The 24774-nt window shown below is 60.4% G+C and carries 19 protein-coding genes; 8 read left to right on the top strand and 11 right to left on the bottom strand.

Annotation, left to right across the window (positions count from 1 at the left end; translation table 11 throughout):
* Window positions 1-9 precede the first annotated feature (9 nt).
* Entirely contained in the window at window positions 10-2802 is a 2793-nt protein-coding gene (locus G7W63_RS19565; RefSeq protein WP_166262285.1) for a transporter substrate-binding domain-containing protein, read from the bottom strand.
* An 87-nt stretch (window positions 2803-2889) separates the two neighbouring features.
* Between G7W63_RS19565 and G7W63_RS19560 the strand changes: the two genes are divergently transcribed.
* Window positions 2890-3123, top strand: coding sequence for a DUF2789 domain-containing protein (locus tag G7W63_RS19560; RefSeq protein WP_166262283.1), 234 nt, complete (start codon window positions 2890-2892; stop codon window positions 3121-3123).
* Here the strand turns inward: G7W63_RS19560 and G7W63_RS19555 are convergent.
* The 7 genes from G7W63_RS19555 to G7W63_RS19525 all read right to left on the bottom strand — a co-directional run bounded on the left by G7W63_RS19555 (window position 3120) and on the right by G7W63_RS19525 (window position 12108).
* A complete protein-coding gene (locus G7W63_RS19555; RefSeq protein WP_166262281.1) occupies window positions 3120-4778 on the bottom strand; it encodes a GGDEF domain-containing protein in 1659 nt (552 codons plus the stop codon). The two genes, G7W63_RS19560 and G7W63_RS19555, sit on opposite strands and share 4 nt — an antisense overlap.
* Window positions 4779-4886: 108 nt before the next feature.
* Window positions 4887-5852 carry a tyrosine recombinase XerC gene (xerC, locus tag G7W63_RS19550; protein ID WP_166262427.1) on the bottom strand — a complete coding sequence of 322 codons (966 nt, stop codon included), beginning with the start codon at window positions 5850-5852 and terminating at the stop codon, window positions 4887-4889.
* Between the two features lie 20 nt (window positions 5853-5872).
* Complete coding sequence (locus G7W63_RS19545; protein ID WP_166262279.1) at window positions 5873-6619, bottom strand: DUF484 family protein; 747 nt, start codon at window positions 6617-6619, stop codon at window positions 5873-5875.
* 71 nt (window positions 6620-6690) lie between these two features.
* Entirely contained in the window at window positions 6691-7617 is a 927-nt protein-coding gene (gene dapF, locus G7W63_RS19540) for a diaminopimelate epimerase (RefSeq protein WP_166262277.1), read from the bottom strand.
* Window positions 7614-8879, bottom strand: coding sequence for a diaminopimelate decarboxylase (gene lysA, locus G7W63_RS19535; RefSeq protein ID WP_166262275.1), 1266 nt, complete (start codon window positions 8877-8879; stop codon window positions 7614-7616). Before lysA ends, dapF begins: the two co-directional genes overlap by 4 nt.
* A 35-nt stretch (window positions 8880-8914) precedes the next feature.
* Entirely contained in the window at window positions 8915-9169 is a 255-nt protein-coding gene (lptM, locus tag G7W63_RS19530) for an LPS translocon maturation chaperone LptM (RefSeq protein WP_166262273.1), read from the bottom strand.
* 50 nt (window positions 9170-9219) lie between these two features.
* Window positions 9220-12108: a class I adenylate cyclase gene (locus G7W63_RS19525; protein WP_166262271.1), complete on the bottom strand. Its 2889-nt coding sequence runs from the start codon at window positions 12106-12108 to the stop codon at window positions 9220-9222.
* A gap of 111 nt (window positions 12109-12219) precedes the next feature.
* Here G7W63_RS19525 and G7W63_RS19520 point away from each other — a divergent pair, with 111 nt between their 5' ends.
* Window positions 12220-14670, top strand: a complete 2451-nt coding sequence (locus G7W63_RS19520; protein WP_166262269.1) for an EAL domain-containing protein — start codon at window positions 12220-12222, stop codon at window positions 14668-14670.
* Here the strand turns inward: G7W63_RS19520 and argH are convergent.
* Entirely contained in the window at window positions 14667-16064 is a 1398-nt protein-coding gene (argH, locus tag G7W63_RS19515; protein ID WP_166262267.1) for an argininosuccinate lyase, read from the bottom strand. The genes G7W63_RS19520 and argH overlap by 4 nt on opposite strands.
* 104 nt (window positions 16065-16168) lie before the next feature.
* Between argH and G7W63_RS19510 the strand changes: the two genes are divergently transcribed.
* The 6 genes from G7W63_RS19510 to G7W63_RS19485 all read left to right on the top strand — a co-directional run bounded on the left by G7W63_RS19510 (window position 16169) and on the right by G7W63_RS19485 (window position 22222).
* Window positions 16169-17248, top strand: a complete 1080-nt coding sequence (locus G7W63_RS19510) for a sensor histidine kinase (RefSeq protein WP_242634497.1) — start codon at window positions 16169-16171, stop codon at window positions 17246-17248.
* Window positions 17245-17991, top strand: coding sequence for a LytR/AlgR family response regulator transcription factor (locus G7W63_RS19505; RefSeq protein ID WP_166262265.1), 747 nt, complete (start codon window positions 17245-17247; stop codon window positions 17989-17991). Before G7W63_RS19510 ends, G7W63_RS19505 begins: the two co-directional genes overlap by 4 nt.
* Window positions 17992-18079: 88 nt before the next feature.
* A complete protein-coding gene (gene hemC, locus G7W63_RS19500; RefSeq protein ID WP_166262263.1) occupies window positions 18080-19021 on the top strand; it encodes a hydroxymethylbilane synthase in 942 nt (313 codons plus the stop codon).
* Window positions 19002-19808 carry a uroporphyrinogen-III synthase gene (locus G7W63_RS19495; RefSeq protein ID WP_166262261.1) on the top strand — a complete coding sequence of 269 codons (807 nt, stop codon included), beginning with the start codon at window positions 19002-19004 and terminating at the stop codon, window positions 19806-19808. The genes hemC and G7W63_RS19495 overlap by 20 nt, the downstream gene beginning before the upstream one ends.
* A 21-nt stretch (window positions 19809-19829) precedes the next feature.
* Window positions 19830-20990: a uroporphyrinogen-III C-methyltransferase gene (locus tag G7W63_RS19490; RefSeq protein WP_166262259.1), complete on the top strand. Its 1161-nt coding sequence runs from the start codon at window positions 19830-19832 to the stop codon at window positions 20988-20990.
* Window positions 20987-22222 carry a heme biosynthesis HemY N-terminal domain-containing protein gene (locus G7W63_RS19485; RefSeq protein ID WP_166262257.1) on the top strand — a complete coding sequence of 412 codons (1236 nt, stop codon included), beginning with the start codon at window positions 20987-20989 and terminating at the stop codon, window positions 22220-22222. The genes G7W63_RS19490 and G7W63_RS19485 overlap by 4 nt, the downstream gene beginning before the upstream one ends.
* Before the next feature lie 7 nt (window positions 22223-22229).
* On the opposite strand, the gene G7W63_RS19480 is transcribed toward G7W63_RS19485, so the two are convergent.
* Window positions 22230-23249 carry a 2Fe-2S iron-sulfur cluster-binding protein gene (locus G7W63_RS19480; protein WP_166262255.1) on the bottom strand — a complete coding sequence of 340 codons (1020 nt, stop codon included), beginning with the start codon at window positions 23247-23249 and terminating at the stop codon, window positions 22230-22232.
* 15 nt (window positions 23250-23264) lie between these two features.
* Window positions 23265-24752, bottom strand: coding sequence for a 4-hydroxy-3-polyprenylbenzoate decarboxylase (gene ubiD / locus G7W63_RS19475; protein ID WP_166262253.1), 1488 nt, complete (start codon window positions 24750-24752; stop codon window positions 23265-23267).
* Window positions 24753-24774: the final 22 nt, after the last annotated feature.

Here is a 24774-nt window from a genome sequence, read left to right as displayed (position 1 = left end):
CGCCAACCCTCAGTCTTCACTGCCCACCTGATCAATAAACAGCGAAGGGAAAGCCTCCAGAGAGGCATTGACCGCATCCAGGTTGAACGTCTCGACTTCTTCGAGCAGCTGGCCACCGTAATGGATGACCCGCTCGGCTCTATGGCGCCGGCCCCAGGCCAGCACCCGTTCGGCAAAGTCCCGCATCTGCTCCGGATCTCCGCTTTCCCGGACCGTGCGCCACTCGTCACCAAAATCATCGGCCAGCTGTTGGCGAAGCCAGCTTCGCTCCTGGCGATCCAGGCTTTCGCTGAGCGGGCGCTCATGGGGTTCCGGCAGCTTTTCCGGCGATCGCCCAGCGGTACTGATCTCCACATCGGGCAGTCGCAGGGTAAATACCGAGCCTTTACCGGGCTCACTCCGCACCGATAAATCGCCCCCCATCATTCGCGCCAGCTTGCGGCTGATGGCCAGCCCCAGTCCAGTGCCGCCGTACTTGCGATTGCTCTGGCCTTCCTGCTGTTCAAAAGCGTCGAATATGCGCTGGTGCTGATCTTCAGCAATGCCGATACCGGTGTCACTGACAATAATCACCAGCTCGTAGCGTTCGGCCTGACCGGGCTGCCGGGGCTGGGCCCGGGCGCGGGCCTCTACCCGAACCTCGCCCTCCTCGGTAAACTTGATGGCGTTGCCCACCAGGTTGAACAGCACCTGCCGGAGTCGTGACTCATCCAGCACCATAGCCACCGGCACCGAGTCGTCGACAGTCACTCGCAAGGCGATGCCCTGCTCCCTGGCCCTGAGATCGAAAATATGGCGCACGTCATCCAGCAGCCGCTGAATCGCCAGGGGGGCAAATTCAAGGCGCATCTTGCCCGCTTCGATCCGGGACAGGTCGAGGATGTCATTGATCAGCATCAGCAGGCTGCGACTGCCCGCCCGGATAGCATCAAGATACTCCCTGTGCTGAGGATCCGTGACACGGCTGCTGAGCAGGTCGCTGTATCCGATCACGGCATTCATCGGGGTGCGGATTTCATGGGACATATTGGCAAGAAATTCGCTTTTCGCCCGGTTCGCGCTTTCTGCCTCCCGAGCGAGCCTTTCGGCTTCCATCTTGGCGGCCCGCAGATCATCCTCACTGCGGCGTAACGCATTGACCGACCGAATGCGCTCATCCACTTCCCGTGAAAGTTTGCGGTTCCAGTACAGGAAGATCAGGACAACGACGATGGCCACCAGCACGACCCGTTTGACGGCGGTATAGTCCCTTTCCTGTTCGATATCCAGATGAATCCAGCGGTTGTAGATGTTATCGGTATCACCGGCCTCAAGATTGGCCATCGCCTTGTTGATAATCCGCAGCAACTCCGGCCTGTCCTTACGCACCGCCAGCCTGAGTTCGTACTGGTAAGGCGTAATACTGGTAATTCTAAGGTTGGAAAGACCCAGTCGAGCCACCGTGTAGCTCACCCCGGGAATATGGGTCACCATGACTTCCAGATCGCCATTGGACAGTGCCAGCAAGCCTTCTTCTATTGATGCGACAGGGTAGATGTTCAGGTCCGGATGGTTGATCAGCAGGTAATCATGGCTGGCCTGCTGTCGGACCACCCCCACGCGCTCATCCCGAAGCTCCCGCAATTCTCCAATAAAGCGGCCGTCATCTCGGATGGCCAGGGCAATGGGCAAGGTCAGATAAGGTCGGCTGAACAGGAATTTGTCTTCCCGGCGCGGGGTTCGCGGCAGCGCCGGTAGAATATCAACCCTGCCTTCCGCCAGATCCTGCTCGGCAGCAGCCCAGGTGTCCGAGCTGGCCTCACTGAAGTTGACCCCGAGATTGGCTTCCAGACGGGCCACCAGGTCGGGCACCAGCCCCTTGATCTCACCATCCTGGACGAACTCGAACGGTGGCCAGTCAGAACGGAACATGACCCGCAGATTGGGGTTGCGCTTGAGCCATTGTAGCTCTGCCTCGGTCAGCCGTGTGCTGGTTTCGGACCCCGCCCGGGGCACCGAAAACGGGACCCAGGCTTCACGGATGGCGCGGTGCTCATTATGGCTGAACGCCTCTGCCGCCCTGGCAAGCACTTCGAACAGGCGCCCCCTGTCTTCCGGCACTGCCAGAACCACGCTTGTGGTCTGCCCGCTCAGCAGCCACGCAAGACCGATACCATTAATGAGCGCGGCCTGCAGGTAGTCAGCCACCACCGGCACGGGCGCGACAAACCCATCGGCCTTGCCCGCAAGCACCGCACCCACCGCTTCGCTCACATTCATCACCGGAACCGGGGTGAAGGTGTCGACAGGCTCCAGCATACGGAACTGGTTGCCATCCTCCGCTACCAGTGCCACGCGGCGGCCTTCCAGATCCGCCAGGGAACGGATGCTGGCATCACCGGCGTCCACGAACAGGCCGTAGGTCAGACTCATAAGGGGTGAGGTTATCCGCATGCCAGCAGGCGGCGGACTGCCCGGTTCGTGGGTTGTGAGAATAGCGTCCAGCTGTCCAGTGTCCAGCATAACGCCGGCTTCGGCACCGCTGGCGGGCACAAGCTCAACTGCAACCCCGAGTTTTTCGCCAACCCGCTCCAGGTAGTCCACGTAAGTACCAGCCAGGTTCCCGTCCCCGGTGACGAAAGCCAGGGGGATCTGGCCTGCCTGGACACCGATCAGTAAGCTGGCTTTGTCGGCCAGCCACTCAAGCTCGGCGGTATCCAGCACCGGGTGTGGCGACTCCAGCGGCGGATCAGCCCGCACCCAGGCGACACAGGAAAGGCTCAACAGCAGCGCCAGAACAGAAGGCCAGGTCCACGGTCTCATTGGACAACAGGTCCGGTTTCGTTAAAGTGGCAGTAGGAACACATGAACACAAATACCCGATGCAATATTAAATGGAGATGCAGACCTATGGACACCAGCGAACATACCTTCCCCCGGCTCTTTGAGCAGCTGGGCTTGCCCTCAGACGAAGCATCAATAAAAAAGTTTATCAGCGACCACAGCCCGATACCCGCGGAGACGCATATTTACGATGCACCCTTCTGGAACGAAAGCCAGGCTCACTTTCTTCAGGAAGGCCTGGAAGAGAACGCTGACTGGGCTGAGGTCATTGACGAACTGGACGCCCAATTGAGGCTCTAGCCTGCCACTTCGATGCGGTTGCGTCCGGCCTCTTTTGCACGGTAGAGCGCCCGATCCGCCTGATCGAAGACCGCATCCATATCCAGGCCCTCACGGAAGGGGGCCAGCCCAGCCGAGAAGGTGATAGCAACCGGCTGGCCCTGAAAATGGAAAGGCAGCGAACTGACGTGGGCCCGCAGGGCATCCATCACGTGGCCTGCGGCGGTCACCTCAGTTTCCGGAAGCAGCGCCACAAATTCCTCGCCGCCATAACGGGCCACAAAATCCGTGGTGCGAAGCCGGTCTCGCAGGGCCTTGGCTATCAGTTGGATAACCCGGTCCCCCGCCTTATGGCCGAAGCTGTCATTGACCCTCTTGAAGAGATCGATGTCCAGCACACACAGCACTACCGGATGGCCGTAGCGTTGCCATCGCACATGCTCGAATCGTAACCTTTCCTGCCAGGCCTCCCGGTTGGGCAACTGGGTCAGAACATCGGTCAGGGCACGGGCACGCTCACGCTTTAACTGCTCATGGGTATGCTCGGACTGAGCCTCCATGGCTGCAAGCTTTTCCCGCATCACTTCCATTTGCTGATGGGCACTCTGCTCGCGCTGGCTTTCTGATTCACGGAACTGCTTGAGTGTTCGGCCGATGGACTCCAGGTGAGCATTGACGGAGTGTTTTAGCTCAGTTACATCCTGCGCCTGGTCAAGGTTCTGGCTCAGGGCCTGCAGGTCGCGGTTCAGATCAAGCTCCAGAGACTCAGAGGCGCTCTGCCGGCTGGCGCTGACTTCAGCCTGTTCATGCAAATGCGACTGAAGCGCCAGCAGACGCTCGTCGAGCCGCTTGAGGAAGGCCTCAAACTCCCGCTGCTCCCGGCTCACCGCTGAGACCACCAGTTCCGAGACTTCATTCAGGGCGTCGCGCAGCCCATCCCAGTCAGTTCTCTGCTCCAGCAATGTCCTGATACCCTCAGCCCGGGCCCGGGCAGCGGAATCCAGAGTGACCTGAGTCAGCATCTGCTCCAGCAGTTCCGAGACCTTTCTGGCAAGATTCGCCCTGTGATCGACGACGCCAGAGTCGTCCGGAGCTTCTGGCGAAAGTACATACTCTGGTGATAACCCGCTTTCCTGGAGCGTCTGGGCATCAGGAGTCTTGTCACGGCCGAACAGGCGTCCAAAGGCTCCCTGGGGCTTTTGCTGTGCCGGATTCTGGGACAGGGCCAGTGCTTCAAGCTCGGCCAGTTGGTCCAGCCAGGACGGCAGGCCTTCGCGCCGAGTATCAGGACTTGCCAGGGACTTGGCCAAGGCCCGCAAGGCCGATTTCTGGGGTACAAAAAGGCTGTGCTGGAGCACCACCGATATCAGACGATCGAGGCTGGTTTTAAGCTGTTGGTCAGCCTGCCCCTTGAGGCCGTCCAGCTCGGCTATGCGACGGTCCAGAGCATCCTGCAGGCTCTTAATCTGGCCAGCGCCTGCGGTGCCTGTCCGGAGCTGGTCCCGCAACCGGGACAGCAGCTCATCAAGAGCCCGATCCTGACCTTCGGATGCGAAGCTGGTGCGAACCAGCAGACGCTCAAGGGTATGACGTTCTGCCTTCCAGCTCTCTTCACGGGCCTTGGCGGATTCAAGCTCCTGAAGATATTGCTGCTTCCAGGACTCTTCCGATGCCATGCGGACTTCTCCTACTACTGCTGAAGATAGCGCCAGGCAGGCCTGCCGCGGTTGCTGCATATCGCGTGGACCCGGCTAATCAGGTCCTTTGCCGGCCAAGCCGGCTGGTTACTCATCCGCAATCCGGCTGGTGTTGCCGGGTGAGCGACGCCGCGCCCTGGGATGGCTCTGGTCGTATACTTTTGCCAGGTGCTGGAAGTCCAGGTGAGTGTAGATCTGGGTGGTGGCTATATCGGCATGCCCGAGCAATTCCTGCACCGCTCTCAGGTCGCCGCTGGACTCCAGCAGGTGGCTGGCAAACGAGTGTCTTAGCAGGTGCGGGTAAAGTCGCTGATCAGCTCCCTTGATCACGCCCCAGCGGCTCAACCTGAGCTGGACACTGCGGGGACTGAGACGGTCGCCACGGCGGCTGAGAAACAACGCAAACTCGTCCCGGGGGCCAAGGCTCTGACGCACACCCAGCCAGTCCTGCAGCGCCATCAGGGCCTTGCGCCCCACCGGCACCACTCGCTCCTTGCTGCCTTTACCCAACACCCGAACCTCTCCCGCCTGCTGGTCAACCGAGCTCAGATTCAGCCCCACCAACTCGGACAGCCGCAAACCGGACGAATAAAGCAGTTCGAACATGGCACGGTCACGGACTTCCAAGGGGTCATCGGCGCTGGCATCGAGCAGATGCTGCATCTGGTCAACGTCCGCTACACCGGGGAGACGTCTTTTCGCCTTGGGCGCACGCACATCCAGGGCGGGATTATCCCGGACCTGACGCTCCCTCACCAGATAATCATAAAAACGCCGGATGGCAGACAGGTGCCGGGCAATACTTCGCCCCCCCAAACCGGCCCGGCTCAATTCAGCAACATACCGCCGCAGATCACTGCTGATCAGGCGGCTCCAGTCGTTATGGCCGTTGCGGGCCAGGTAATGCCCGAGGCGGGCAACGTCCCGCTGATAGTGGCGACAGGTTTCCCTGGCCTGACGGCGCTCGGAGGCCAGGTGTTCAATGAATCTCTCAAGGGCGGAGTCAAACTCCGCAGGAAGTGCCGCCGTTGGCTGCCCCGCGCTGGTTTTTATCACCACGGGATCAGTCACTGCTAGCGGGACTCAGCCAAAACGTCTGGCACAGGCTCAAGCGCCGAGTGGCGGTGAAGCATGGGGGGCAAAAGCCGGCTCAAGGTGTCGCTGATATAGGTCAGGAAAAGAGCGCCCATGCTCTGGTCGAAGTAGCCAGGCTCATTGCTGCCCACGGCAAAAACGCCGATAAGCTCATTATGGCGCAGGGGCACCAATGCCACCGATGCCACGGGTTCGTCCCGGTCAGGGAAGAGGAACCTCCGCTCGCTTTCCCGAAACTGGCCACAGACGGCCCGCTCGCCCTCAAGCAGACTGCCAAGTCGCTGCCGCGCCTCTGCAGGAGAAACCACATGCAGGGCGCCTTCAGGACTGGCAGGCAGGGGACGGTCAGTGAACAGAATTACCGAGGCGGCATCCAGACCAAAGTCTCCGCGGATGCTGTCATCCACGGCCGCTGCCATTTCGTTCAGGCTGCCAGCTTCAATGACCTGCATCAGCAGACGCTTGCTCTTCTGGAACAGGCCGTCGTTATGGCGAGCAATGGAGACAAGTTCAACCAACTCATGGCGCAGGGTGTCGCGTTGTTCCCGGTACAGATGCACCTGCCTCTCAACCAGGGAAATGGCGCGACCACTATCGTGAGGCAGGGTAAGGCTCCGCAGAAGCTCGTCCTGGTCAACGAAAAAATCAGGATTGGCACGCAGATAATCCGCCACCTGCTCCTGGGTCAGTTCCCCGGCCTTCTTTCGGGCCGCTTGATCTTTCATGACGTTCTCCTTCGGTCACCACCGGCAACCTGATTATGCGCATCACCCGGCTTCAGCGTGAGCCAGCGGAACTAGGTTCGCTCCGGGTTCGCTCCGGCGCGCTGGGTTCGCCCCGGCGCGCGCCTGAGTGACGGGTCCGGCGGAAGACGAAGCTGACCTTCAAATATCCGGGCTGTCGGGCCTTCCATCATAACAGGGGTACCCTCACCCTGCCATTCGATCACCAGATGACCACCGGACAGTGCAATCACCACTTTGGGCTCCAACAGGCCTCTTAGCTGACCTGCCACAACAGCAGCACAGGCGCCGGAACCGCAGGCCAGGGTTTCGCCAGAGCCACGCTCAAAAACCCTCAGTCGGGCGTGCTCCCGGTCCAGCACCTGAAGAAAGCCGATATTCGCACGGGCAGGGAACCGCGGATGACGTTCGAGGATGGGGCCCAGTTCGGCAACCGGCGCGGTGTCTACGTCATCAACCAGCAGAACGCCGTGGGGGTTGCCCATGGAAATGGCGCTGAGCTCAACCTGCACGCCGGCTACGTCCAGCGAGTAGGTAATATTCCGTGAATCAGCAATGAACGGGATAGCAGCTGGGTCGAGTTCCGGTACACCCATGTTGACGGTAACCTGACCGTCTTTGCCGACCCTGAGCTCGAGCACACCACCGGCAGTCTGGACCCGGATCACTTTCTTGTTGGTCAGGCGCTGATCCCGCACAAAACGGGCGAAGCAGCGGGCGCCGTTGCCGCACTGTTCGACTTCACTGCCGTCGGCATTGAAGATGCGATAACGGAAGTCCACATCCGGACGTCCCGGGGGCTCGACCACAAGAAGCTGGTCAAAGCCGACGCCAAAGTGACGGTCCGCCAGCTGCCGGATCATCTCGGGACGCAGGCGAAAAGGCTGGCTGATCGCATCGATCACCATGAAATCGTTGCCCAGGCCGTGCATCTTGGTGAACGTCAGCGTGGGTCCCTGGGAGCGGCGCGAATCACTCATGGTGAAGCCGGTTCAGCAGGCAGGCAGGATTCCAGCCGCAGTTGGTCCTCTAGAGTTTCGCGCTGACGCACCACATGCACCTGGCTGCCATCGACCATCAGCTCACAGGGCCGGTTCCGGGTATTGTAGTTTGAACTCATAACGAATCCGTAAGCACCGGCAGAGCGCACCGCCAGCAGGTCCCCCGGGGCCAGGCTGAGCTTGCGGTCCTTGCCCAGGAAGTCGCCGGTCTCGCAAACCGGGCCAACCAGGTCCCAGGCTTTTGCCGCTACATCCTGGCGGGGCATTGCTGGAATAATCGCTTGCCAAGCGCTGTAGAGGGCAGGTCGGATCAGGTCGTTCATGGCCGCATCAATGACAGCAAAATTGCGGTGTTCGGTACACTTGAGAAACTCTACCCGGGTCAGAAGGATACCAGCATTGGCTGCAATGGAGCGCCCCGGCTCCAGGATCAGCTCAATGTCCCGGTCGCCCAGGCGCTCTGCCAGCTTTGCTACGTAATCTGAGGGCTGGGGCGGGGTTTCCTGATCGTAAGTCACCCCCAGGCCACCCCCCATATCAAGATGGCGAATGGTAATGCCTTCAGATGCCAGCTGGTCAATCAACGCCAGTACCCGCTCCAGGGCATCCAGAAAAGGCGAGACAGAAGTCAGTTGGGAGCCTATGTGGCAATCCACGCCGATAATCTCCAGATTTGGCAGGCCGGCAGCGCGAGCATAGACTGCCGGCGCTTCGTTGATATCGATGCCGAACTTGTTTTCCTTGAGACCGGTTGAAATATACGGGTGGGTACCGGCATCGACGTCCGGATTGACTCGCAATGAAATGCGGGCCCTGACACCCATATCGCCGGCCACTTCGTTGAGTCGGTCAAGCTCGGTGTCCGACTCAACGTTGAAACACCGCACGCCGACCGCAAGTGCCCTGCGCATTTCCCAGGGCTGCTTGCCAACCCCCGAAAACACCACCCGGGCCGGGTCGCCGCCAGCCCTGAGAACGCGTTCGAGTTCACCGGCTGACACGATATCGAAGCCGGCCCCAAGGCGGGCCAATACGTTGAGAACCGCGAGATTGCTGTTGGCCTTGACCGCATAGCAGACCAGATGGGGCCGGCCTGACAGAGCCTCGTCATAGGCCCGGTAGTGACGTTCCAGGGTTGCCCTGGAATAGACATAGGCAGGCGTGCCGAACTGGGCGGCGATATCAGCCACAGGTACATCTTCGGCGAAAAGCTGGCCGTCGCGGTAGTTAAAGTAGTCCATCCGTTTTCCTGTTTCTGTGGCGTGCCGCCGTGCTTTCAGTCTACCCGTTCCGGGATCTCATCATCAGCCTCGACAGAAGACTCAGTCGCCTCTCCGGCAGCCGGTGGCTCTGGCGTTTCAGGCAAGGTACGGTCCAGCTCCTTGGGTGCTCCGGCCGTGGGCGCATCCTCGCTGGCCTGTGGCTCAGGCCCGGACGCCCGCGGCTCCAGATAAAGCGGCCCTTTCTGGCCGCAGCCCAGCAGCGCGACCATGGCACCCGCCAGCACAAGCATGAGTCCGGTTTTTTGCATACACGGCCTTCCCGATTCGTTTGCCGGCAGTATACCTGACTCCGGCTACCCTAGGGAGTCCGGGATACCGCAGTGTTCAGCGCGTTTTCCAACTGGTTGCGGTAGTACAGGTACTGGGTCGTCTGAAGGTCCTGCTGATATCCGCGGGGGTCAAGATCATGGGGAAGATGCAGGTCCGTCAGGTAGATGGGATAGGGCTCACCGCTGCGTCGGCGGGAGCATATATAATGTGCCACGGCGTCAATCAGCTGGTCACCGTACTCCATCGCCGTAAATTCCTGGTCACCACAGTAGATATCAAACCTTAGCTGACTGCCGCCGTGCCGGGCGCCCACCGCCTGCACTTCGAGACCGCCCAGCGGTGACTCCTCGCCCCGGACAAGACGGCGCTGGGCCTGCCATTCCCCTGCTTTGGTGACCATTTCATAACAGACAAACTCAGCGAACGGTTGGCCTGAGCTGGTGCTGGCCCCCGCGCTCTGGCGCAACTGGCGGCGCTCCAGAAGGTTTTCAAAAAACCGAAGCAACGGTGCCAGCAGATGCCGGCGACCGGCATACGCCTGCTGCCAGCTCAGCACCGACCCCAGCTCATCCACGACCCACAGCCGTACGCGCTGGCCCTGGATCTGATAGAAGACCTGTACCGAACCCGCCTCACTGGCATGGCAAACCACTCTGAGAACGGCGTCGTCCAGCAGTGCGTATCGATCGAAGACGATTGGCGCATAGTAAGTCTGGGGCGTCGCCAGGTAGTCATCCAGAGCGCTGCGGCTATCCAAAGCGATAAAGCCGGGCTCCCGGTCCTGAAAGTGAACAATAAAGATGCGGCGATCCATTTCAATGACATAACGTAGCGGACGAGGGCTTCCGGCACCGCTGAAGAAACGCTCCTCCACATCACGGAAAAGCTCCTTTACGCGTCGGGCGATGGCGCCGCCGTGACTGCCAAAACTATAGACCGCAAGAGCTGGCGCACAGGCGGGCGAGGCCGCTATGGCCGCCAGGTAATTCTTCAGGCACTGGATCAGTGTATCCCCCGCTGCATAGTGCTGCAGGCTGACCTCGTGCCAGCTGTTCAGAGTTGCCTGATCGATGGTATGAACCAGATTGTCACGGGCACCGCTGAAACCCAGGGAATCGTGACGGGCACTGAGCTTGTGCAGCCCCAGCTCGGTGAGTCGGGCCTGTGGATCAACGCCAACGTTGATGAACAGCAGGGTTTTTAGGGGTCGTGCTGGCGCCATGAGTGCCTCCCGGCCCGCTGCGCCCAGAGGCGCCGGCAGGGTTTGGCCGAGCACATCCATCATTTCCCGCAGCTCGGCAATACTCAGCACGCTGGGGCCAGCACGCACGTTCAGCCGGGTTGAACGGGTCAGCAGGCCGTTGCAGAAACACCACACCAGCATGTCCGTCACGTTGCCGGACCGCCGGATCACAGGCTGCCAGAAGGCGTCCGACGGGGTTTCAAGGTCCCGGAACAGAAGCCAGCCCTCACCCTGTTCGCTTAAACCCTGGGTCGACTGGTGGTAGAACGACAGATTCTCCTCAGCCAGACTGGGCGCAATGTTCGGATTAATCAGCTCGATTTTGCCGGCTTTACGCTGAAAGGCCGCGTACAGCTTGCGGCCAAGCAGGCTCATGTCGGCGGGGCTGATGGCCGCCGCTGAACCATGACTGCGGGCCAGGCGAGACAACAACCGGTAGCTGTGGGTAAATTCTGCCACCACCGCGCGCCGGACGACCATGACCTCCTCTGCCCGCCACCGCTGGCGATTGTCCAGCTTCTGAAGCTTTGCACTGTCCCAGCCCCAGTTTTCTACCAACCTGTGTAACAACTGCCCCCGCCATTGCTCCCCCGTGACCTCTGCACGGCTCAGGGGCAGTCCGGCCTTGAAGTAGAGACTGCGACGGACCAGATCCAGTCGCTCCGGCGTGCCGGCAGCGATCAGCCAGCGCTCCAGGCGCTGGTAAAGCAGCACGTAGGGGTCGAGCAGGTCCGGATCGGTCTGGCCGGCAAATACGGCCGATTTGAAGGCCAGCGACAACGGGCCGCTGTCGTCATCCCGGGCGTAACACTCAATGAGCAGCAACTTGAGCAGAGACTTCCAGGGCGCGTCTATGCCCTTATAAAGCTGCCAGACGCCGGCGCCGAGAAACTCCTCAACTGGAATCTCGGGCACCGCACCGAAATCTATGTAGTCACTGCTCCGTATGAACCGATGGTCAATCAGCTGCTTTGCCCGGACATCGTACTGGGCTTCATCACCCGGCGGCACCAGCCACCAGAGTGGGAAGCAGCCACCCAGGTGGATGCCGGTACGGTAGAATTCATCGAGCAGAAGGTAATGCTGGGCACTGCCGCAGTTCTCGCCGTTAACCTCCACCCGCTGTCGCCCTGCCCGCCAGTCCTGCGCGGAAAAAACAAAGACATGAAGTTCCAGCCCCAGGCCCGCGGCCCAACCCGATATCTTTTCAGCTTTGCATTCCAGACGCTCAACCCCCGCCTCATCAAGCTCCGGTCGGTGGCAAAGCCACACGTCCAGGTCGCTGGCGACCGAATGACCGAGAGATCCCGGACTACCCATGAGGAACAGGGCCTCGATGTCCGGACGTCGTTTGCCGATGACTTTCATGGCGAACGAACGGGCCAGGCGCTGGGCAGCGCTGAGGGCGTCCGCCGACGGCTGATAGTGCGCAACGCCGAACGGACAGTCATGGTGGAGGTAGCCCGGCAGAGCCGGATGGTTAACGTGAAACATCAGCGGCAGGATCTCCAGCACCATCTGTTGACGGTAGGCCAGCGCTGACCGTGCCCGCTGCCAGCGGGCCTCGTTGACCTGCCAGAACCGGTCCCGCAAGCGACGCAGGGTCTTGCGGTCAATACCCTCGTCAAAATCAAGGGTGATCGGGGCAGTAACGGGACGGGCCTGGACTGTCACAATGGCTCCACTGAGAAGGTTCCTGAGGAGAGGTTCCCTGACAAACAATTATCAGTATGATGAGGGCAACGTGGCAAACCGTGCAAAAAAATAATAGCAGGCTCGATTCCCTTGAGAGAATTCTTCATACGCCGTTACCGGGCCGACACCGGCCAGGCTGATACCCGTCGAACCCTGGTTCGGGTAGACGATGGTGGACGCATTATCTATGCCGACAGTCAGGCCGAGGCGGTTCTCGGCTACAGCTCGGCAGATCTGTCTGGCCGCCCCCTCGCCTGTATCATTGCTGATCGACAGGATGACCCCCTCAGCCCGAGTCACCGCCACCAGTTCGAGCAGGGCAAGGCCGTGCTGCTGACCCTGAAACACCGGGAGGGCTTTTTCTTTACCGCCCATCTCAGCTTGCGACTGGCAATCCGGGATGCGGATCAGGCAGCCAGTGCCTTCATTGCCCTCAGGGACTCAACCGCTCTGGACCCCCGCCTGACCCGGCTGGCTGAAGATGCAGGAGAGCTCGGCTTCTGGGAGCTGGACATCCAGGACAACCGCATGACCTGGACCGAAGGGCTCTACCAGGTGCTGGAGCTCAAACCGGGCATCGAGATCACCCCTGAACAGGCACTGTTCTACTGCCAGCGGGGCCAGAACCGGTTAAGAGCGCTTTTCCGGCGTTGTGCACGCACCGGCCAGCCGTTCAGCATACGGCTGGAACTACTCACCTCCCGTCAACGCCTGCGCCAGGTGGAGCTCCACGGCAAGGCCCTCAGGAACGGCCTGCAGGTAGTCGGGCTCGGGGGCGTATTGATCGACCAGACCGCCAATCAGCAGCTTGAGCAATCCCGACGCCAGGCTGTTCACCTGATGCAAGGGCTGATGGCGGCGACGGAAGACCTGGTGGTAGCCGTTGACCGGGATCTCAACCTGATCTGCTTCAACGAAGCCTTCCGTCGCCAGGCCAGGGTGACCTTTGATCTGAACGTTACCGAGGGCGCCAACCTCAATCAGTTGCTGGCCGATTTCCCCAATGAGCGCCGTCTTGTTGCGCGCTTGTGGCAGCGGGCCTTTGAGCGGGACAGCTATGTGGTAGAGATGCCCCTCGCCCAACAGGAGCGCGAACTGCCGGTTTACGAGATTCACTACCAACGTCTGCTGAATGACTATGGTGAAGTGACGGGTGCCGTCCATGTTGCCCGGGACATTACCAGTCGCGTGAAAAACTCCGGCAACCGCTACTACATGAACCGTCACGACCCGGTGACCGGGCTGCTGAACCGTCGTGAATTCATGGTCCGGCTGGAAAGGCTGCATCGCAATACCCGGACAACGCCGGGCAACCATGCTCTGCTCTACCTTAACCTGGATCATTTCGCTGTGTTCCGGGAACAGGCCGGCAGCGGCGCAAGCGATCGCTATCTGCGGGCGCTGGCCGGCGAACTCACCGTTAAAATTCGTCAGCGCGATTCCCTGGCCCGGCTTTCCGGCGATACCTTTGCGGTGCTGATCGAGAACTGCAATCGGCATGAGGCTCTGAAGGTCGCAGAGGGCCTGCTCGAGTTTGTCTCGGGATTTGCGTTCGAATGGCAGGGCAAGACCTTGCAGACCTCCGCCAGCGCCGGATTGTTGCGACTGGCCGGGACCACGCCGGGTGACCCGGAACGCCTGCTCTACCAGGCTGGCGATTTGTGCCATACCGCCAAGATCGCCGGGCGCGGGCGGGTCCATGCTGCCGATGCAGTGGCCCAGGAGATGCAGGAAAGCGTGGCACGGGAGCGGCTGGAGGTACTGCAGGAATGCCTCGACAACGACCGGCTCAGTCTCCAATTCCAGAGCCTGCGGCCCGTCGCCAGCGTTACCTGGGGCGATCACATCGAGATCCTTGCGCGGTTGCAGCCCGATGACGACGGAACCCTTCTACACCCCGCCGACTTCATGCCCATTGCCGAACGTTTCGACCTGACCCGGGACGTCGACCGCGCGGTCATTCGCAAGACACTTGCCTGGCTGGGAGAACACAGCCTGATGGAGCCAAGGCTGAAATATTGCGGCTTTAACCTGTCGCTGGCCAGCGTTATGGATGACAGTTTTCCGGAATTCGTGGAAACCCTGTTGCAGGACTCACCCTTTGCACCCTCGTGCTTCTGTTTTGAAGTGCGGGAATCGAGCGCCACCCAGTACCCGGACGAAGTCGCCGTGCTGTGCGATGCCCTGCACAAAATCGGCTGCCGGATAGCGCTGGATGGCGCCGGTGCTTCGGTGGAAAGCTACAGTCTGGCGGCGCGCCTGCCCGTCGATATCATCAAGCTGGACCAGGGCATGATGTCGCACCTTCACGATGATCCGGTGCAGCAGGTGATGGTGGAAGCACTGCACCGGATTGCGGAGGCCGCCGGCAAGCTCACCATCGCTACTTTTATCGAGAACGACGAGGCCATGCGCAAGGTTCGTGGTCTTGGCATCCACTACGGCCAGGGCTTCCGGCTGTCCCGGCCCCGGCCGCTGGCGGAGTTGACGCCGGTGGCAGTGGAGCTGGATACCGGCCGTATCGGCGGCCGGCCAGACTAGTCGCCCAGTCCGGCCCGGGCCCGGGCAATCGCTGCCCGCACCTGCTTTGGCGCGGTGCCGCCCAGATGATCCCTGGCCTGCACCGAGCCTTCGAGGGTCAGGACATCGAATACATCGTCGCCGATGACATCGGAGAACTGCTGCAGTTCCGCCAACGTCATGTCAGAGAGATCACGTTTCTGCGCAACCCCGAACGCCACGGCCTTGCCAACAATTTCGTGGGCATCCCGGAAGGCCACCCCCTGTTTGACCAGGTAATCCGCCAGGTCGGTGGCGGTTGAGAAACCCTTCTTGGCCGCGGTGCGCATGTTGTCGGCACGGGCACGGATAGCGGGCACCATGTCGGCGTAGGCCTTCAGGCAGCCCTTCACCGTATCGACGGTGTCGAACAGGGGTTCCTTGTCTTCCTGATTGTCCTTGTTATAGGCCAGGGGCTGGCCCTTCATCAGGGTCAGCAGACTGATCAGATGCCCGTTGACCCGCCCGGTCTTGCCCCGCACCAACTCCGGCACGTCCGGGTTCTTTTTCTGGGGCATGATTGACGAGCCGGTACAGAACCGATCCGGCAGATCAACGAAATCGAACTGGGCGGAGGTCCAGAGCACCAGTTCCTCACTGAAGCGGGACAGGTGGGTCATCAGAAGTGCCGCAAAGCCACAGAATTCGATAGCAAAGTCCCGGTCACTGACCGAGTCCAGGGAGTTCTCGCTGGCGCGATCAAAGCCCAGTAGCCTTGCGGTCATGGCCCGGTCAATGGGGTAGGTGGTGCCAGCCAGCGCGGCGGCGCCCAATGGCATGACATTGACCCGCTTGCGGCAATCCCGCAAACGCTCGGCGTCCCGGACCAGCATCTCGTACCAGGCCAGCAGGTGGTGGCCAAAAGTGACCGGCTGTGCCGTCTGCAGATGGGTGAAACCGGGCATGATGGTTTCGGCTTCGCGCTCGGCCAGGTCCAGCAGGCCGGCCTGCAGGCGAGTCAGCTCTTCGGCAATCACGTCGATCTCGTCCCGCAGGTAGAGCCGGATATCGGTGGCCACCTGGTCGTTACGGCTGCGACCTGTATGCAGTTTTTTGCCTGTTATACCGATGCGCCTGGTGAGGCTTGCCTCGATGTTCATGTGCACATCTTCCAGACTGACGGACCACTCAAAGGCACCGCTTTCTATCTCAGCCCGTACCTCGTCGAGACCAGCGATGATCTGGTCTTTCTCGTCAGCGGTCAGCACCCCGACCTCTGCCAGCATGGTGGCGTGGGCGATAGACCCTGTAATGTCGTGGTGATACAGGCGCTGATCAAATCCGACCGACGCTGTGAACCGTTCCACAAATGCATCGGTCGGTTCGCTGAACCGGCCACCCCATGGTTTCTCGGCGCTCTTGTTCTGATCAGTCATGGTCTATCTTTCCTGCTAGCAGCCCGGCATTATCTTGAGCAGCCTGCCGGACCTGAATGAAAATGTGCCGGGATTATAACACTCTCTGGGAGACTCTCACCCGCATGAGCACGGGCAGTCGTAAAATCCGCCGCGAAATGTCCGGCGAAGAGTTTTTCGTACCCGACCTGTGTCGCGTCCGCGCCGTTTTTATGCTGCTGGTCACCAGTGAGCTGATGGTGCTGGTGCTTGCGGTTATCCGGGCCCAGTCCGGCTGGATAGACTGGCATTACTTCGGTCTGCTGTCGCTGTTCACCCAGTGGACCGTGCTGACCAGCGCGGCCATCATCTGCGCCCTGCGTCGACGCATCCAGCACCTGAGCGTGGTTCGCGTCACGGCGCTGGTTACTGTCGTTGTGCTGCTGGATGTACTGGTGTTCAGCCTCTTTGCCGACCAGGTGCTGAACCCGCAGACCAGCACCGTCCAATGGCAGGCGGTGGGGCGCAACGTGTTGCTGGCGCTGATCATTACACTGATGGTGCTGCGCTACTTCTTTCTCCAGCACCAGTGGCAGCAGCAGCGTCAGGCTGAAATGCAGGCGCGGCTGACGGCGTTGCAGGCGAGGATCCACCCTCATTTCCTGTTCAATAGCATGAACACCATCGCCAGCCTCATCGCAACCCGGCCCGAGCAGGCAGAGGAGGCTGTGCTGGACCTGTCCGAACTTTTCCGCGCCAGTCTCCGGACCCAGGACCGGCTGGTGCCGCTGAGTGAAGAGTTGTCCCTGTGCGAACGGTATCTGGTCATCGAGGGGCTGCGTCTTGAGAAACGGCTGACCGTTGAGTGGCAGGTTGACCCTGCGCTGGCAAGACAGGCGATTCCGCCGCTGACCCTGCAACCCCTGGTGGAGAATGCAATCTATCATGGTATTCAGCCAAGACCCGAAGGCGGTAGGGTACGGATTGAGGGTTATCAGAAGGGTGCGTTTGTCTACCTGATGGTTCAGAACCCCCGCCCCAAGGAGGACCAGATCCACCACGAGGGCAACCGTATGGCGCTTGACAACATTCAGGCCCGTTTGTGGGCGCTGTTTGGGGACACAGCCGTGCTGAAGAACAGCCAGCACAACGATATTTATACCGTGACTCTGCGCCTGCCGCGCCAGACAGTGGGTACAGTGGGTAGTGGAGCCAGACAGCCATGATTCAGGCCGAGACCCAGCGAATCCTGATTGCCGATGATGAGCCCCTGGCCCGGGACCGTATCCGTCGCCTGGTGGATCAGATTCCCGGCTACCAGACCTGTGGCGAAGCCAGTGATGGCGACCAGGCCCTGCACCAGGTCGCTGAACTTGAGCCGGACATCGTGCTGCTCGATATACGCATGCCTGGCATGGACGGCATGGAGGTGGCAGAAAAGCTCAACCGGCTTACCCACCCTCCCGCGGTCATTTTCTGCACGGCCTACGACCACTACGCCATAACGGCCTTTGAGGTCCAGGCGGTGGCCTACCTTCTCAAGCCAGTGCGCAAGGAAGCATTGGCGGAAGGCCTGGCTCGGGCCGGTCGCATAAATCGGGTGCAATTACTGGCGCTTCAGGCGCGGGAGGCGGGCTCTGCCTCGCAACTGGCTGTCCGCACCCACCGCGGCACGGAACTGATCGAAATGGCCAGCATCCGCTACTGCCAGGCCGATCAGAAATGCGTCACCATCCATCACGCACACGGCGAAACCGTCACCGACTTCACCCTAAAAGAACTGGAAAGCGCCTACCCGGAGCACCTGCTGCGCATTCACCGGCAGACCCTGGCCGGCATCCGCCATATTCAGGCCCTTGCCCGGGGACCCGACGGGACCTATTCCTTGCGTCTGCGTCCAGGCCACATTGAGCTTCCCGTGAGCCGCCGGCATACGACCGACGTTCGCAACAAATTGAGTCAGAGTTAGCGCTGTGGCTGCCGGTGAAACGGGACTTTTTGTTCGCCAGGGGTTAGGCTTGGGGCCTTACATTTTCAATCTGGCCAGCTAGTAAACCATGTCAAAACGAACCCTGCGTATAGCCACCCGAAGAAGCGCTCTTGCCCTCTGGCAGGCAGAACACATTAAATCCGAACTTGAGCGCATGGACAGCGACATTACGGTTGAGCTTGTGGGCATCAAGACCCAGGGCGACAAGATCCTTGATGTACCTCTGGCCAAGATCGGCGGTAAAGCGCTGTTCGTCAAGGAGCTTGAGGAAGCCATGCTCGACGGTCGCGCTGATCTGGCGGTGCATTCGATGAAAGACGTTCCGATGACCTTTCCGGAAGGGCTAGGCCTGGTGGCCATCTGTGAGCGAGAAGACCCTACCGATGCCTTCGTCAGCAACCACTACGCCAACGTCGATGCCCTGCCACAGGGTGCCGTCGTCGGCACGGCCAGCCTGCGCCGCGAATGCCAGCTGCGGGCCTACCGGCCGGACCTCCGGATCCGAACACTGCGCGGCAATGTTAATACCCGCCTGGGCAAGCTCGATGCGGGCGAATTCGATGCTATTGTGCTGGCAAGCTCGGGCCTGAAACGGCTGGGATTCGACGAACGCATTCGCTACGCCATGCCCGACACCATCTCCCTGCCCGCTGTTGGCCAGGGCGCCCTGGGCATCGAGTGTCGTCTCGACGATCAGGAGCTCATCGACATGCTGGGCTCTCTGGATCATCGGGACTCTTCCGATCGAGTCAAGGCCGAACGCGCCTTGAACAAGCGGCTACAGGGCGGCTGCCAGGTTCCTATCGCCGCCTATGCCCTGCTCGAAGACGACGACACGCTCTGGCTCAGGGGCCTGGTGGGCGCAGTCGACGGCACTGAGGTGTTCCGGGTGGAAGGCCGCGCGTCCCGGGCTGAAGGTGAAGAACTCGGCCGCAAACTGGCGGAAGAACTTCTGGCCATGGGAGCAGACCGGGTACTGGCTGAGATCTATGGCCACACCCCTACCTGAAGGCCCGCTTGCAGGCTGCCGGGTCCTGGTCTGTCGGCCCCGGCCAGAAGCCCAGCGGTTACAACAATCGCTGGCCAGGGCTGGCGCTACGGCTCGGGTAATGTCCCTGATCGAGCGCCGTGATCTGTCCGAAACGGCAGCCCAGAGAGGGCTTGTACAGAACCTGGATCAATTCCAGCATGTGATTGCTGTCAGCCCCCATGCTGCACGGCTGCTGCTCGCCCGGATCGACCCGTGGTGGCCACAGTTTCCGGTTGGTCTAAACTGGTACGGGGTCGGCTCCGGTACCAGTGCCGTCCTTGAAGCCGCGGGGCTCTCTCCGCTCAAGCCGGCCCGGGGGTTTACCAGTGAAGACCTGCTGGCACTGCCTGCCTTGCAGCAGGTCGAGCAACAACGGGTATTGCTGGCCCGTGGTGCTCACGGGCGGGAACTGATTCGGGACACATTGAATCAGCGCGGCGCCAGTGTTGCTGAACTCCCCCTGTATGAGCGCCACTGCCCAGCCTTGTCGGCCAGCGAACTTTTTGGCCACCTTGGCGGCTTTTCTCCCCACGCTATCGTTGCGCTGTCGGGGGAAACATTGAACAATCTCATCGCGCTAGGTGAGAATAGCGACCATAATCTAAAAAAGCGATTGCTGGTGGTGCCCGTCGAGCGCATAGCACAACAGGCCCGCGCCGCCGGCTTTCAAAGAGTGTGCACACCTGAGCACCTGGCGGATGAGGCGATTGCCGAATGCATTGCCCGCCATCTGACCAACACTGACCGTGCTCAACAGTCTGACTAAAAAATCCAGATAAGGACGCCTGTGACTGACACCAATTCGCAACTGCCTGCCAAGGTTGCTCAGCCCAATCCCAAACCCGTTCGTACCTGGCCCCTATGGCTACTGGTTATCATTGCGCTGGCGCTGAGTGTGGCGGTCGCGTTCTGGGGCTGGCTGCAATGGCAAGAGCAGCAGTCCCTGGAGCAGAAACTGACTGATGTGACCGAAACCACCGAACGCCTGGAGAACAACTACAGTCAGAGCGGTAACCAGCAGTCCCAGCGCCTGCAGTCCCTGGAGAACAGACTGGCGGAACAGCGGGAAATGCTCGCCACCCAGCAGCGCCAGATTGATCACAATGCGCGTGAACTGCTGGAAACCGGCGACCGGACCCGGACCGACTGGTTGCTGGCGGAAGCGGAATATCTTCTGCGCATCGCCAACCAGCGCCTGTTGATAGAAAAAGACTACGAGGGTGCCCTGGCGGTGCTGAAATCCGCCGACGAGGTATTGGCCGAAACGGACGATGTGGGCGTCTACCCTGTCCGTCAGCAACTGGCCCGGGAAATCATGGCGCTCAAGTCCATAGCCGACGTCGACCGGACCGGCCTGTACCTGCAACTGGAAGCTGCGATAGAGACCGTTCAGAACCTGACAGACAGCGCGCTTCCTGGTGACAGAGAGGCCCCTGAGCCGGAAGCGGCGGATGCCAAAGAAACCGACGACAACATGCTGAAACGGGCCTGGCACCAAACCCGGGAAACCCTGGCCAGCATGGTGGTCATCCGAAGGCTGGATGAGCCCGCACGTCCCATGCTATCACCGGAGCAAAGCGCCTACGCCAGACTCAATATCCAGTTGATGCTGGAGGAAGCCGAACTGGCTCTTCTGGGCGGCGACCAGATGCTTTACGAACGTGCCCTGGCCAAGGCCCGGGAGAGTCTGGGGACCTGGTATGACGAAAGCGACGAACGTGTCCGTGCTTTACAGTCCACCCTCAGTGAGTTGAGCGAAAAGAACATCTCGCCGGAACTACCGGATATCAGCAAGTCCCTCAATCTGCTCAAAGCCAGACTTGAAGGCAGGCTGAACGACGCCGGCGGCTCAGACAGCGGGAACCAGGATGAGAACCAGGGTGAATCTGCAGAACAACAGAATGGGAGCCAGGACTCCGGTGCCACTGACCAGGACGCAGACTCATGATTCGACTGCTCCTTATTATTCTGATCGCACTTCTGATTGGCGCTGGCCTGAGCCTTGGCCTGCAATACGATCTCGGGTATATCCGCATCAGTCTCGGCCATTACCTGATCGAGACCAATTTCTGGGTTGGGCTCGGGGCCCTGCTTCTGCTGATCGGCCTGATCCTGCTTGTGTTTGGCCTGGTACGGCGTTTCAGCCACGGTGCAGGCGCCCTCACCGGCTGGCTATCCCGTGGCAACGAACGACGGGCAAGGCGTCGTACCACCCAGGGTCTTCTTGCCCTGGCCGAGGGTAACTGGCCCCGTGCCCGCAAACTTTTGGAAGCTTCTGCAAACCAGGCCGACACGCCTTTGATCAACTACCTGGCCGCTGCCCAGGCGGCGTTTGAGGCCGGCGATCATAAAGCTGTGGACGAACTCCTGCGCAAGGCATTCGAGAGCACCCCCGGTTCTGATATGGCGGTCGGTATTACCCAGGCACAACTGCAACTGGCGGGCAATCGCCTAGAACAGGCCCTGGCCACACTGATCCGTCTCCGCAAGCAGGCACCCCAGCATCCGTTCGTGTTGAAGCTGTTGAAAAATACCTACGTGCGCCTGGAAGACTGGCGCGAACTGTCGAAACTGCTGCCCGAGATGCGCAAGCGGGAACTGATTGACAAGGATGAGCTTCAGCAACTCGAAAGGACAACCTGGCATCACCTCCTGCATCAGGCAGCGGAAGAATGTCGCCGTCAGTCAGAGGGAGGCATCAGTCTGGAACCGCTTACCCGTTTATGGGACGAGCTTCCAGGCGCCATGCGCAAAGACAACCACACCATTCACGAATACGCCCGCCTGCTGGCGGCTCTGGGTGACGAAGCCCAGGCCGAAACCCTGGTTCGCAAAGTCCTGCGAAATCACTGGAGTGATGAACTGGTGAATCTGTACGGACGCCTTAGAGGCCTGAAGCCGGATGAGCAACTACTCGTTGCGGAGCGCTGGCTCCAGGACCGGCCCAACAACCCAGAGCTTTTGCTCGCACTGGGCAGGCTGAGTCTGCGTAATGAACTCTGGGGCAAGGCGCGGGAGTATTTCGAAACCAGCCTGAGACTGAAACGAAGCCGTGAAACTATAGCGGAACTGAGCCGGCTGAATGCCCACATGGGCGAAGACCAGACCAGCGTGAAGCTTCTGATGCAGGGTCTGGTGAAAGACAGCGGCCTGCCTGATCTACCCATGCCCAAGGCCTGAACGCGGGTCAGTGCCTCGGGGCGTATTCCAGCACGTCGGAATGGAATGCCCGGGGTGGAAGTCCGGCTTCGACCAGTGCGTCCAGAAGAGTGTAAACCATGGTCGGCGAGCCGCTGGCCATGACCTCCACGTTCCGCCAGTTCTCAGTAGACGCCAGTACGGTCCGTACCAGCCGATCATGGTGTCCTGACCAGTCGCTGTCTTCATCATCCGCCACCACCGGCACGAAGGTAAACGGAACCCACTCCTCATGCCACTGCTGGGCCAGGGATCGCAGGTACATATCCTCGTGCCGCCGTACCCCCCAGAACAGGGTGACGGGGTGGCGGTGATCGAGCTCCTGAAGATAATCCACAACGCTTTTCATCTGAGCAAACCCGGTGCCGGCCGCCACCATCAGAAGGGGCTTTTCCGGCGCTGACGCCAGACATGCCCGGCCGTTGGGCAGCTCCAGGGTCACCTGTTCCCCCGACTTGAGCGCATCAATCACACGCTGGGCGGAGACCCAGTCCGGCGTAGCCTGTATGTGGAGCTCAAGGCGCTCGGCCCGGGGACTGCTGGCGATGGAAAAATAACAGGGCTCGGCGTCCGGCAGTACCACAGATAGATACTGGCCGGCGTGAAAATCCAGCTCGCGACGGCGCGGCAGTTGAAGCTCCACCCGGTATACGTCATGGCTAATGGACCGCAGGTCGGCCACATGGGCCTGAAACTTCCGGGGCTTGTTCTCTCCAGCTGCCATAACGGCCTCAATCTCCAGTTCAAGGTCACTAACGGCCCGGGTACGGCAAAGCATCAGGCGGCCAGTATCGGTTATTGTCTTCTGGTTACGGGTATTCAGGGCCGAGCCCTTGCTCAGGTTGGCCTCGCAAAGCTCACAAACGCCATTCCGGCAGGCCGACGGCACCGCAATCCCCGCTTTGCCGGCAGCAGTCAGCAGGTCGGCCTCAGGGTCTGCCAGGAAGGCGAGCCCGGACGGCTGCAACCGGACCCGAAAAGCGACGTCCTTCTCCGCAGACTTAGCCATGGCCCATGAGCCCTATTAATCGGGGTGCGCGGGCGGAAGTTCAAGGCCCAACTGGTCCCAGATCTCATCCACCCTCTGTTTCACGTCAGCCGTCATGGTGATGGGCGTTCCCCATTCCCGGGTTGTTTCGCCGGGCCACTTGTTGGTGGCATCAAGTCCCATTTTAGAACCAAGCCCGGCTACTGGCGACGCGAAATCCAGGTAATCGATCGGGGTGTTTTCCACCAGAACTGTGTCCCTGGCAGGGTCCATGCGGGTCGTCATCGCCCAGATCACGTCTTTCCAGTCCCGGGCATTGACGTCGTCATCGGTTACAATCACGAATTTGGTGTACATGAACTGGCGCAGAAAAGACCACACTCCCATCATCACCCGCTTGGCGTGGCCGGGGTACTGTTTTTTCATGGTGACAATGGCCAGCCGATACGAGCAGCCTTCCGGCGGCAGGTAAAAATCTACAATCTCCGGAAACTGTTTCTGAAGAATGGGAATGAACACCTCGTTGAGCGCCACCCCAAGAATCGCCGGCTCATCCGGTGGCCGACCGGTATAGGTACTGTGATAGATAGGATTGCGTCGGTGAGTCATACGCTCCACGGTAAACACCGGAAACTGCTCAACTTCATTGTAGTAGCCGGTGTGGTCCCCGAATGGCCCTTCCGGTGCCGTGTCGTCCGGATATATGAAGCCTTCCAGAACAATTTCGGCGCTTGCCGGCACCTGCAGATCGCTTAGGCCGGCCTTGACCAGTTCTGTACGGGCGCCCCTGAGCAGTCCGGCAAATGCATATTCCGACAGGGAATCCGGCACCGGTGTGACGGCACCCAATATAGTGGCAGGGTCTGCGCCCAGGGCCACCGCAATGGGAAAGGGCTCGCCAGGATGTGCCTTTTGCCACTCAAGGTAATCCAGAGCACCGCCACGATGGCTCAGCCAACGCATGATGAGGCGATTGGGCCCGATAACCTGCTGGCGGTATATGCCCAGATTCTGACGCTCCTTATGGGGCCCACGGGTAATCACCAGGGGCCAGGTCACAAGGGGACCCGCATCACCCGGCCAGCAGTGCTGTACAGGAATCCGCCCGAGATCAACGTCTGCCTTTTCGATCACGACGTCCTGACAGGGAGCCGAACGCAGAACCTTGGGGCTCATCTTCATAACTTTGCGAAATACCGGAAACTTTTCCAGGGCATCGCGGAAGCCTTTCGGCGGATCCGGCTCCTTCAGAAAAGCCAGCAACTTGCCCACGTCCCTCAGGCTGGCGACATCGTCCTGCCCCATGCCCATGGCCACGCGTTTTGGTGTTCCGAACAGGTTCGCCAGCACAGGCATGTCGTAGCCCTTGGGGTTTTCGAACAGCAGCGCTGGACCGCCGGCACGAAGCGTCCGGTCACAGATTTCGGTCATTTCCAGGTAGGGGTCTACTTCCACACGGATACGTTTCAGTTCGCCCTGCTTTTCAAGCTGGTCGATGAAATCGCGCAAGTCGCTGTAGTTCATGGCGTGCCCTGTGTTGGCGTGT

Source organism: Marinobacter salicampi, assembly GCF_011074795.1.
In the GTDB taxonomy this organism is placed as follows: Bacteria; Pseudomonadota; Gammaproteobacteria; order Pseudomonadales; family Oleiphilaceae; genus Marinobacter; species Marinobacter salicampi.
The sequence above is the reverse complement of the archived record's forward strand: the minus strand, read 5'-3'. Positions and strand labels throughout refer to the sequence as shown.